General features: G+C 43.3%; 9 protein-coding genes and 3 tRNA genes. 3 read left to right on the forward strand and 9 right to left on the reverse strand.

Annotated features, from left to right (window positions below; genetic code table 11):
- Positions 1 to 186 precede the first annotated feature (186 nt).
- Complete coding sequence (gene garR / locus ACYQ3Q_RS06510; RefSeq protein ID WP_459927797.1) at positions 187 to 1077, reverse strand: 2-hydroxy-3-oxopropionate reductase; 891 nt, start codon at positions 1075 to 1077, stop codon at positions 187 to 189.
- Positions 1078 to 1101: 24 nt separating this feature from the next.
- Entirely contained in the window at positions 1102 to 1893 is a 792-nt protein-coding gene (locus ACYQ3Q_RS06515) for a hydroxypyruvate isomerase family protein (RefSeq protein WP_459927798.1), read from the reverse strand.
- A gap of 2 nt (positions 1894 to 1895) precedes the next feature.
- Here ACYQ3Q_RS06515 and ACYQ3Q_RS06520 point away from each other — a divergent pair, with 2 nt between their 5' ends.
- Complete coding sequence (locus ACYQ3Q_RS06520; protein WP_459927799.1) at positions 1896 to 2090, forward strand: hypothetical protein; 195 nt, start codon at positions 1896 to 1898, stop codon at positions 2088 to 2090.
- A 29-nt stretch (positions 2091 to 2119) separates the two neighbouring features.
- Here the strand turns inward: ACYQ3Q_RS06520 and ilvB are convergent, their stop codons facing one another.
- From ilvB to dnaG, 6 genes are all read right to left on the reverse strand, one after another.
- Positions 2120 to 3898 carry a biosynthetic-type acetolactate synthase large subunit gene (gene ilvB, locus ACYQ3Q_RS06525; protein WP_459927800.1) on the reverse strand — a complete coding sequence of 593 codons (1779 nt, stop codon included), beginning with the start codon at positions 3896 to 3898 and terminating at the stop codon, positions 2120 to 2122.
- An 820-nt stretch (positions 3899 to 4718) separates the two neighbouring features.
- Positions 4719 to 4793, reverse strand: a tRNA-Val gene (locus ACYQ3Q_RS06530).
- Between the two features lie 158 nt (positions 4794 to 4951).
- Positions 4952 to 5026, reverse strand: a tRNA-Ile gene (locus ACYQ3Q_RS06535).
- 20 nt (positions 5027 to 5046) lie between these two features.
- Positions 5047 to 5121, reverse strand: a tRNA-Asn gene (locus ACYQ3Q_RS06540).
- Positions 5122 to 5330: 209 nt separating this feature from the next.
- Positions 5331 to 6521, reverse strand: a complete 1191-nt coding sequence (gene rpoD, locus ACYQ3Q_RS06545; protein WP_034142922.1) for an RNA polymerase sigma factor RpoD — start codon at positions 6519 to 6521, stop codon at positions 5331 to 5333.
- Positions 6511 to 8361, reverse strand: coding sequence for a DNA primase (gene dnaG, locus ACYQ3Q_RS06550; RefSeq protein WP_459927801.1), 1851 nt, complete (start codon positions 8359 to 8361; stop codon positions 6511 to 6513). Before dnaG ends, rpoD begins: the two co-directional genes overlap by 11 nt.
- Before the next feature lie 360 nt (positions 8362 to 8721).
- Between dnaG and ACYQ3Q_RS06555 the strand changes: the two genes are divergently transcribed.
- Positions 8722 to 9315: a GerMN domain-containing protein gene (locus ACYQ3Q_RS06555; RefSeq protein ID WP_459927802.1), complete on the forward strand. Its 594-nt coding sequence runs from the start codon at positions 8722 to 8724 to the stop codon at positions 9313 to 9315.
- Between the two features lie 203 nt (positions 9316 to 9518).
- Here ACYQ3Q_RS06555 and ACYQ3Q_RS06560 read toward each other — a convergent pair whose 3' ends face one another.
- Positions 9519 to 10514 (reverse strand): deoxyguanosinetriphosphate triphosphohydrolase, encoded by a 996-nt coding sequence (locus ACYQ3Q_RS06560; RefSeq protein WP_459927803.1) that lies wholly within the window; start codon positions 10512 to 10514, stop codon positions 9519 to 9521.
- 374 nt (positions 10515 to 10888) lie between these two features.
- Here ACYQ3Q_RS06560 and ACYQ3Q_RS06565 point away from each other — a divergent pair, with 374 nt between their 5' ends.
- The gene (locus ACYQ3Q_RS06565; RefSeq protein WP_459927804.1) at positions 10889 to 11965 is read left to right on the forward strand and encodes a Fe(3+) ABC transporter substrate-binding protein; all 1077 of its coding nucleotides are present in this window, start codon (positions 10889 to 10891) and stop codon (positions 11963 to 11965) included.
- Positions 11966 to 11978 lie beyond the last annotated feature (13 nt).

The following is an 11978-nucleotide window of genomic DNA, read 5'->3' on the forward strand; positions in this document are numbered from 1 at the left end:
GCGTCAGAAAAGCAAAACGCCAAAAATTATGTAGAATAGATCGTTCTTATTATAACACTCCGTCGGGCAAAGTGCTTCTCGGCACACAAGAAAAGGCAGATAGATTATCAGTCCATCCACCTTTAACAAGTTTTGTACGATTATCTTACGAATTGGGGCCCCTTGTCCCATCCGCGTTTTTCGTTACTATCCTCTACCGACTTCGCTTTGAGCCAGTTTTTCGTAATACTGAACGAGAGCTCCGTGATCCGCCTGTTCTAAGCCTTGAGCCTTGAGCACTTGCATCATTTCCATTACCGACGCCGTTAAGGGCAACGGAGAACCGATTTCATGACCCGTTTCTAAAACGTTGTTTAAATCCTTAATATGCAACCCAATTCTGAACCCCGGATCAAAGCGACGCTCGATCATCAAGGGCGCTTTGGCATCTAAAACAGTACTGCCTGCTAATCCCCCACGAATAGCTTTATAAACAGCTTCAGGATTAACCCCTGCTTTGGTCGCTAACACTAAGGCTTCGGATACTGCCGCAATATTTACCGCTACGATAATCTGATTTGCCAATTTTGTTACATTTCCTGCACCGACATCTCCGCAAAGTAATGCGGACGAGCCCATAGCTTGAAAGATCGGATAGCATTCTTCAAAATCAGCTAACATCCCGCCTACCATAATAGAAAGGGTCCCCTCAATCGCTTTGGGCTCTCCCCCACTCACGGGCGCATCAAGAAAACGCACGGATTTTCCGGCAAGGACTTCGGCTATCTCTCGACTGACAATGGGAGCAATAGAACTCATGTCGATCACTATAGAACCCGGATGAATCCCTTCTAGAACCCCATTAGGTTCAAGAATCACTTCACGGACTTGAGGGGAATTGGGAAGCATGGTGATAATTATTTCACACTGTTCAGCAACATCCTTAGGGGAAGTTCCTGCCTTTGCCCCCGCTTCCACAAGCTCCTGAATCGCTTTTGAACTTCGGTTATACACAACAACCTCATAACCAGCTTTTAAAAGATTTCGGCTCATAGGTTTCCCCATGATTCCTAAACCGATAAAACCAATCTTACTCATCTTAGATCACACCTTTCTATTTCTCTACAGGCTGTAATTTTTAACCCACCCTAAGGATGTTTCTGTATCAGGGTTAGGAACATATTCCAAGGCAATCTCCTGCGAATACCCTACACTCCTAAGCTCTGTCAATAATCTCTGGAAATCGATCTCACCAGTACCAGGTTGGTGTCTTCCTGGCTGATCCGCGATCTGAATGTGGCCGATCTGAGCTATGGAATTGCTAAGGGTTTTCCAGAGATCTTCATTTTCACGACTTGCATGGTAAATGTCCCACTGTAAAAAGACATTTGGACGATTGATTTCTGCGATGAGTGTTAAGACTTGATCCGTGGTATTGAGGAAGAACCCAGGAATATCATAATGATTAATGGGTTCAATCATCAAGCGCAAACCATGCTCCTCAAGTTTCATTGCCGCATAAGCGATGTTTTCGACCATGGTCGACCGTAATACAGACTCATCCAACTCAGGATCTCCTTTGCCAACTAAGCAATTCACCTGTGTCACACCAAGTTTTTGAGCCGCCACGATCGCTTGCCCTACTCCTGCACGAAATTCGTTCTTCCGTTCTGGCTTGACCGCGATTCCTCTCTCCCCATTTCCCCAATCCCCTGCCGGAAGGTTAATTAAAACGAGCTTTAACTCTAAGCTATTAAGCTGTGAATTTATCTCCTCAAGGTCATAATCGTAGGGAAACATAAACTCTACCTTAGCAAAGCCTGCCTCTTTCGCGGCCCTAAACCGCTCCATAAAAGGCAATTCTGTAAATAGGAATGAAAGATTTGCGACGAAATTCTTAAGATCTGAACCCATAAGTGATCTTCCTTTCTGCTGACTATTTTATCTACTTTCAAGACACTTTTATAAGTATCGCTACCATTAACGATTATTATTGTGCCGGGATTGCTTTCGCCCAAGCCGCATTTTCCCTAGGAACACTTCACGGTGAAGGGGCAAAAATCCCACCGAAGTCTCGATGTTCAGCTTTGGCTAACGAGTTCCTGGCTTGAACCCTTCTCACAAAATACCTATATACCTCTTAATTAAGTTCCTTAACTCCACTAATAGTTCCATCCAGAGAAACTGAACATTGTGCATCCGGATCAACCAGGATCTCAATTAGATATGGGCGATTGGTGCTAAACGCACGCGCTAGAGCTTCAGTGATCTCTTCAGGCTTGTCTATTAATTCAGCTTCTACACCCATTCCTTTGGCCGTAGCGACAAAATCCAAGCCCCTTTGATGCCCTTGCACAGTGTTTTCGTAGTCTAATTCCGTGGAAATCCATCTGCGGTTGAAAAGCAGGTTTTGTTGCTGTCGAATCAGACCAAAGAGTGAATTGTTTAAGACAACGACCACCACCGGAATATTGTGTTTTGCGGCCGTAGCTAAGTCTTGTAGCGACATTCCCAAGCTCGCATCCCCCAATAAATTGACAACTTGACGTTGAGGATATGCGAGCTGGGCTCCCATAGCTGCCCCTAACCCCCACCCCATGGTGCCTGCCCGTCCTGTTATTAAAAACGTCCGAGGCTCGTAGGCCTCAAATAATTGAGTGGCCCAGATTTGACTCAACCCACAATCCAAGGTTACAATCGCATTCCTGTGTAGACCTTTTCTGACTTCAATTATAGCCTGCTGAGGTTTCATCGGTCGCGTCTCGAAGTCCGTTTGACGAGCAAGCTTTATCCTATCTTCTTGAAGAATTTGAACCCTTTCCTGAGCCTCTGTTTTAGGCTTGTACGCACTTCTGCGAATCCGATGGTTGAATTGCCGTAAAAAGTCTTTCACATCTGAAACAATCTCCAGTTCCGCAAGTACATTTCGAGACAGTTCTGTTTTATCGATATTGACATGAATCACTTTACGGCCCTTTTTAAAAACCGCCATGGCTCCTGTACTCCGACTGTCGAACCTTCCTCCTAGATTTAGGATAAGATCGGAACCCAGAAGGGTTTTATTACCTAGCGGAGTCTGACACATGGTCCCCACCATTCCTGCATAGAGCCTATGATAATTTGGAAACCCATCCTTCCCCATGAGCGTGGAAACGACAGGAATCTCGAGTAATTCAGCCAGAGCCAAAAGTTCTTCCGAGGCGTTTCCTAAAACAACTCCTCCTCCAACCATAATTATCGGTCTCTCAGCTTCTTGAATCATCGTTAAAGCCTGTTCTAATTGGCTATGTGTTACTTCCGTTATGGGACTAACGATCTCTTCATTCAAATAATCTTCGACATTAATTATTATAATTCCTTTTTGGACGTCAATAGGAAGATCGATTAAGACCGGGCCTTTTCTACCCTGCGTCGCCAATTTCCAAGCCTCTTGCATCACCTTAGGCAACTCAGACGTCTTCTTAACCAAGTACGCTGCCTTAGTGACTGGTGTAGCCATTTCCACAATCGGCGCTTCTTGAAAAGCATCGGTTCCCAGTAAGTCGGTAGGAACTTGGCCCGTGATAGCTAGTAATGGAATAGAATCTCCATAGGCGCTATAGAGTCCCGTCAGAAAATTGGTTGCGCCTGGACCAGAGGTAGCTGCGCAAACCCCCACTTTACCCGTCGATCTGGCATAACCGTCTGCCATAAAAATTGCTGTTTGCTCATGGCGAACATTAATCGAGCGCATATCTTCGCGCTCAAATACCTCGTCGTAAAAAGGCAGAATGGCAGCCCCTGGAATACCATAAATCTGAGTCACTCCCTTACGAGCCAAAAATGTCACGATAAATTGGGCTCCTGTCATTCTCTTTGTTTCAGCTTTTACTTCTCCCCAACCCTGTTCCTCTACCTTTTCGACTCCCCAAAGTGCCATACCAATCTTCCTCCTTTACTTCTCTTGCGTTTTTTTAGGTTAACTTTATTAAATAGAAACCGTAACAAAAACGACTGAAAATGCTTTCGTTCTATATAGTGAAACTACGTTTCACAGTTACGGTAAAGTTTTCTCTACCTCTAGTTCATTACACAATAAAGGTTAGCTGACTGTCTCTTAATTATTGTTGGAGGATATAAACGATTATTCAAATGATTGGATCTGGTTGACTGATTAACGTTATACGTTTCATATAGTAAAACATTGTTTCATTATTTCTGTACTAGCATACTACCACATTTTGCCCTGTGAATGCAATAGAAATTTTATGGGTCATAAAATATAAATAAAAATCCCCTCACTAGGAGGGGTATAGAAAAAGGAGGAGAGCTAAGTAAAGTGTTAATAATTTTGCTATAAGATACTTAATCTATTTTTGATATAAGTCATGCTTAATAATATCATTAACTTGAAGTCTTGGAATAGGACATTGGTCCTCATATCTGACCTAATTTGAAAATAAACATCCCCGCACAGACCAAGGTGAGTTATAGAAAAGACCACAAATTGAACTCGAACATCAATTTCAGCCTATTGTTTGCGACAACTGGTACGATTTAAGATTACCACTCATGTCATGCCTAGATTACAGACCGAGGCCAAGAGCAAAATTACTTATTAAAGGACAACAACAAAGAAAGCACCTCCCCCCAAAAAGGAAAAGTGCTAGGTAGTTATACGCAAATTGATGTCGTAACTGTACAAGTAACTGTACAATAAGTTTCTAATTTATGTAGAAGGCTGAAAACCTTGCTATCACTGGTGGGCGATACTGGTCTCGAACCAGTGGCCTCATCCGTGTGAAGGATGCGCTCTACCGCTGAGCTAATCGCCCTAATTCGATATTTGTTATTCGTTGTTCAATAACCGTTTGAACAACGAATTCAATATTTCGTTGTCTTTTTGGGTTCGAACTACGAACACCGCACCTCGAACATCGATTTGTCTCTTCCACCATTTCGAACTTCGAACATCGCGCCTCGAACTTCGAAATGGTGGGCCCACTAGGATTCGAACCTAGGACCAACCCGTTATGAGCGGGGGGCTCTACCGCTGAGCTATGGGCCCGTAGTATGCTACAAAACTAATGGCTCCCCGAGTAGGACTCGAACCTACAACCTACCGGTTAACAGCCGGTTGCTCCACCATTGAGCTATCGAGGAATCTCTTGCACGGGTTATTATACGTAATTCATTCGCTGTAGTCAAGTCTTTTTGTGATTATCTTTATTAGAAATTTTATCCTCTGGAATCAATCCACTTTTTCAGGACCCCCCATTGTATATTTTTGGGGGGTTCTAGGTGAGGTAGAGTCCGCCCTTCGCCTCGAAGCGTTCCTGTTGGAACGGGCCTCCGAACAAGTTCACTGTCATTTATTCTAAATAATCCTTAAGCTTTTTACTGCGACTTGGATGGCGCAATTTCCGCAAAGCCTTAGCCTCAATCTGACGAATTCGTTCACGGGTGACACCGAATTCCTGTCCCACTTCTTCCAATGTCCTCGTCCGACCGTCATCAAGTCCAAAGCGCAATCTGAGAACTTTTTCCTCACGAGGGGTTAATGTTTCCAGAACTTCTTCCAATTGCTCTTTTAAAAGAATGAACGACGCAGCTTCCGCCGGTGCTGGTGCATCATCATCAGGGATAAAATCTCCCAGATGAGAGTCTTCTTCTTCCCCGATCGGGGTCTCTAAAGAAACGGGTTCTTGGGCAATTTTCATAATTTCCCGTACTCGTTCAACGGGAATATCCATCACTTTAGCGATTTCTTCAGGAGCTGGTTCTCTTCCCAATTCCTGCAAGAGTTGCCTCGAAACTCGGATCAATTTGTTTATGGTTTCTACCATATGCACAGGAATCCGGATCGTCCGGGCCTGGTCGGCTATGGCACGAGTAATCGCTTGGCGGATCCACCAGGTAGCATACGTACTAAACTTAAACCCTTTGATATAATCAAACTTCTCGACAGCCTTAATCAGCCCCAGATTACCTTCTTGAATTAAATCTAGGAAAAGCATACCTCGTCCTACATACCGTTTGGCAATACTGACCACTAGACGCAAATTGGCTTCGGCTAGTCGCCGCTTTGCCTCCTCGTCGCCTTCCTCCATCCGCTTTGCCAGTTCGATTTCTTCATCCGCTGAAAGTAGAGGAACTCGTCCAATTTCTTTGAGGTACATGCGAACTGGATCATCAATTCCCACTCCTTCAGGAACGGAAAGATCCACTTCAGCTTCTTCTTCGACCTCATCCTCAGGATCCTCTACGATGTCATCGTCATCGTCATCTTTGCCCTTTTTCATGATTTCGAGTTCAACTTCTCCAGGCTCTGGCACCACATCTATTCCCATCCGACCAAGTTGTTGATAGATATCATCTATCTGATCCGCAGAAAGCTCAATCCCTTGGAGAGCATCCATAATCTCTCGATAGGTTATGGAACCCTTCTTTTTGCCTTTCTGAATGAGGGCTTGGACGTTGTCCATTTTTTGTTCATCGTTCACCTGTCCCCCACCTTTCTTCGGATCATTCTTTTGGGTGCCTACGACCTTACTATTCGCCACGTTTCAACCGCTCTCCTATCTCTTTCAACAGAGCCATAGCCCCTGCCATGTCACCGGATTTTTCTAAAGTTGCCATGCGCGCTTGAAGATCTTCCACTCTTTCCTCTACTTGCGTTGAAAGAATGCCCTTTATGCAATCCTCTAAAAGCCGCTCAGTTTGAGATATATCTAACTCTTCCAAGAGCAGGCTAGCCAAACAGCTTTGAACCGTTTCGTCGCTATGCGCGGGCAATACGCCATCCTGGTTGAGATACTTAAAAATTTGCTGGTGTGCCGGAAGTTTCCAAAAGGATTCTCCTAGTCTTTCCTTAATTCTCGGCAAATGAGCCTTATTTTCTAATAGCAATCGTAAAAGCATTCGCTCTGCGCGATAACCCCCTAAATAGACTGTCGGTTGGGGCTGTTCGATAATACCCTTACCTATAATGGTACCCTTAATATTATCTCTATTTTTCCCAGAACTAACCTGTTTTTGTTGAGAATATTCGTGTTCTCGCTCCTTTTTAGCTTTTTTCGGTTCCTGACTTACAATCTCACGCTGCACAGCTTCCAAAGTAAGGCCAAGTTCCAGACTTAAAAAGCGTTCATATCCTTCTCGTTCAACCGGACTGTTCACTCTCAGAATGTCTGGAGCTAATTTCATCACTATTTCAGCTTTTTCAGGAATAGTCTGTGGAAGCTTGTTCTTGACAAATGTCCGATATTTGAATTCTACATAAGTTAACGCCCGGCTTAATGATCGTTTAAACTCTTCCAAGCCATAGCTCTTTAAAAATTCGTCCGGATCTTTTGCTCCACTCAAGGTTAAGACATCCACTCGGATCCCGACATCACAGAGGATTTCTCCCCCTCTCAAAGCAGCTTGAACACCTGCCTCATCCGAATCATAGAGAAGAACAACGCGTTGTGCATACCGCTTTAATAGAGTCGCCTGATTCCGTGTTAACGCAGTACCTAAGGAGGCCACAGTATTCGGGAACCCAGCATTTTGCAGCGCAATGACATCCATATAACCCTCAACTAATAGAGCGTAACCTTCTTCACGAATTCCTTGGTGCGCACGATGCATCCCATAGAGATGATGGCCCTTATTATAGAACGTGCTCTCAGGAGAATTCAGATACTTAGGCAGTGAATCATCCAGAACCCGCCCCCCGAAGGCAATAGTATGGTAGCGCCGATCAAGAATACTAAAGAGTACGCGATTGCGGAAACGATCATAGTACCGGCTTACTTTACCAGATGTCACTTTTTCTAAGGCCAGCCCTGCTCCTACCAATTCATGTGGCTGAACCCCACGTTCCTGCATGTAAGATAGTAAGCCGTCCCAGCGTTCCGGAGCATAACCAAGACGAAAGCGGTTGATCGTATCCAGATCGACCTCACGTTTAGCAAAGTAAACTCGTCCGGGTTCTCCCTCAGGCAGCCTTACTAAAATGTCCTGATAATAACTGGTAGCCCATTCATGAATTTCTTCCCACCTTCGACGAAGTCGATTTTCTTCTCGTTCATGCGGAGAGAGTGATTTTTCAGGAAGTGCTACGCCATATCGGTTGGCCAAATTCTGAACACTTTCCACAAAAGACCAGTTTTCCTTCTTCATAACAAATGAAAAAGCATTTCCTCCAGAGTTACACCCAAAACAATAAAACATTTGTTTCTCGGCGGACACTGAAAAACTTGGTGTCTTTTCCGAGTGAAACGGACAAAGTCCCCAATAGTTGTTCCCCTTGCGCTGGAGACTGACATATTCAGATATTACCTCAATGATATCTGTGCGCAATCGCACTTCCTCGATTATCTCTTCCGGTATAAACTCTTCATGAAGCCGATTGTTCACATTTCTCGCCTTTCAATTCTCAGCCACAATTAATATAGTTTGTCAACCCATGTCTTATACAATTCTTCGCCGAGAATTCACAAAATCCTCTTTTTAGTTCTTTAATTCAAGTTGTCAGATTTTATTAGGAGCATGGAGCACTAACTAAGTATACCTAATTCTCCTTTTTCAAAAAGAATACCTGCTTACTTCGACAATTATTTATTCTTACTTTTACCATTGATCTACTTAGGGCAAATTGTGGTCCCCGAGCCACCCTTTTCCATACTTGAAAAGCATGATAGTATAGATCTAATCAAAAATCCAACTCAGGTTCTGAAGAGTGCAAATAAAGAACTTTATGAGGAAGGTGGATATTTTATGAATAAACGATCTTTAATTTTGCTGATTTTATCAATCTGTCTGTTACTTACTGGAGCCTTTTTGATTGGCTGTAATTCAACCCGAACACAAACAATCAAATCACCCGATAACACAACTACAACTACACCTGCACCAACTCCTCCAGTGGTAACACCCTCTGAATCCACTCAGCAATCTCTTAAATTAACCCTATATTATCCAAATCTGCAGGCCACAGGTTTGATAGCAGCGAATCGCACGGTTGAAGTAACTAATCGGGAAGTAATCAAAGCAATTTTCAAAGAACTAGCAGTTCCCCCTTCCGGGTTGGAAAAACCACTCCCTGAGGGTACTATTCTTCTCAACGCGTCAATAAGTACCGATGGTATTGCAGCGATTGATCTCTCTCAAGAATTCCAAAAAAACTTTGGTGGCGGTTCCGCCGGCGAACAAATGACGTTGTATAGTATCGTTAACACGCTGACGACTCTCCCTAACATTCACAGTGTTCAATTTCTAATTGATGGCCAAAAGCATCCTGGAATTCTAGGTCATATAGACACCAGCGAACCTATTAAGCGAAATGAGAGCTTTATTTTAAAGAAGGACTAAGTATCAGCGTAAACTAGAGCTTCCGCCAAGCCTTAGTTTACTTCTATTGTCCATAACTTATACTTTTTATCGGCATCTTCTATCGATTTGCGTCTTTTTAATTCCTAAAGAGCCTTCTCACTTCATTACATGAAATGGAAGGCTCTTAGGAATTTTAATAGTTCATACGCTGAGGATGTAATCAATAGTTACCTCTTATTCTCTTACTTTCGAGGAATAAATAAACTTTGGAATAAATCGATGGCATAATTATCCGTGAGTCCCGAGATATAATCAATAACTGCTTGGGTTTCATTCCCACTTGCCCAAACCAAAAAATGCTCGGGTAATTTCGATATATCCTGACGATAATATTCAAAAAGTGCCTGGACAATGTATTGTCCTTTGCGCCGTTCATCACGTAAAGTCGAGCTATTATATACCCTTGCAAACATAAACTGACGAAATTCCTGCATCGCACTATATACCTCTACTGACTGCTTAATGTGATCTAATCCACGGGATGTCTCAATCATGTCAACCACCATCGTCGTAATCATATCACTCGGTCTCACGCCTAGCATTCCTTGAACGGCCGCTGGCAAATCACTCGGAATCAGCAAACCAGCCCGCAAAGCATCATCGTAGTCATGACAAAGATAGGCTATTCGGTCCCCAGTCTTTACAACCTGCCCTTCAAGGGTTTTTGGCACTCCTTCTCCGGTATGATGTAAAATTCCGTCCAGAACAGGCTCTGTCAGGTTTAAACCCTGTCCCTCGCACGCTAAGACCTTTAAAATCCGAATCGACTGTTCATTATGCTCGAAGTGACTAATAATGCGCCTTAGGGCCTCCTCTCCGACATGTCCGAAGGGAGTATGGCCCACATCATGCCCTAAAGCAATCGCCTCAATGAGATCTTCATTAAGTTGAAGCCCCCGAGCAATTGTTCGACATATCTGGGAGACTTCCAAGCTATGCGTCATCCGCGTGCGGTAATGGTCTCCTGAAGGAGCAATGTATACCTGAGTCTTATGTTTAAGCCGACGAAACGGTTTGCTGTGCAATATTCGATCACGATCCCGTTGAAATTTCGTGCGTATTGGACACTCTTCTTCTAAACGCTCACGCTTAGCCTCCCAGCTCTTTGCTGCATAAGGTGAAAGGCGTTCCTGCTCTTCTCTCTCCGTACGCTGACGGATACTCAGAACCTCACTCATTTAAAAACCCCCTTATTCGTACAAGTTAGGGACGGCGCCGACTTACGAGGAACAGTCCTTAACGTCAGGCTTCTTGAAATATATTCTAACACAAGCTTCAGACATCTTCGTGTAATAATTTGCCTAACTTGCACAAAGCTTGCACTTATACGAGCTGTGTAAATCTTTTTGAGCTAAAACATCTAACCTATGCCTAAAAACAATGCGAAGTTGAGTTTTCTACACAGCAGACGCTTCAACAACCGCATGATACACATCGTTATTTAATTAAAAACATAAAATTTGAGATTGACATATAAAGAATACGGGTTATAATGATAATAGTTCTCAGTATCAATTGAGCGGACTGTTATAATATAGGAGGAGAAAGAAGTATGAAGAAAAGGTCAGCTACCGCAATACTTATCACAGGTCTATTTATGGTAAGTGCTGTACTTACAGGATGCACCGGAACCAAAACCACAGCTACCCCCCAACCGCCTGCAAGCACTCAAAACCAGGTTGTAAATGTTTTCTCTGAAAGGCACTACGAAACGGATAAACAGCTCTTCGAAGTATTTACTAAAGAATCAGGAATTAAAGTTAATGTAATCGAAGGCAAAGCAGATGAGTTGATTGAGAGATTGGCTACGGAAGGAATCGATACACAGGCTGATCTATTCATTACGGCAGACGTTGGTAGACTTCATCGTGCCAAGGAAAGAGGATTATTGCAATCGACTTCCTCTGATATCATTGTTAAGAATGTTCCTGAGAATTTAAGAGATAAAGACAATCAGTGGTATGGTCTTACTGTAAGAGCTAGGGTGCTAGTATACGATAAGGATATAGTTAATCCGGCACAACTATCCACCTATGAAGATCTAATAGAACCCAAGTGGAAAGGGAAAATCCTAGTAAGGTCTTCCTCTAATATTTATAACCAATCCTTATTGGCATCTTTCATTGCCGTCAATGGTGAAGAACAAGCTAAAGCCTGGGCGAAAGGAATCGTCGCTAATATGGCTAGGGAGCCAAAGGGATCAGATCGAGATCAAGCCAAGGCAGTCGTTGCAGGAGAAGGCGAACTTGCCATCATGAATACTTACTACTTAGGACAAATGTTAAACTCTGCTGACCCTGAAGAAGTAAAGGTAGCTAAAAAACTTGGTGTTTTCTTCCCGAACCAAAACACCACCAACGGTACTCATATCAATGTAAGCGGAGCTGGTATTACCAAGGCCTCCAAAAATAAAGAAAATGCGATCAAACTAGTGGAATTCTTAACGAGTGTTAAGGCACAGAAAGAATATGCGAACGCTAACTATGAGTATCCTGTAAATAAAGCGGTAGAAGCTTCTGACTTGATTAAATCCTGGGGTGACTTTAAGTCCCAAAATATTAATTTAACCCTTTTAGGAGAAAACAACAAAAAAGCAGTGGAAATCTTTGATCAAGTTGGTTGGAAGTAATGTCAAAAAGGCA

The sequence above is a fragment of the Desulfosporosinus burensis genome, from assembly GCF_054657535.1.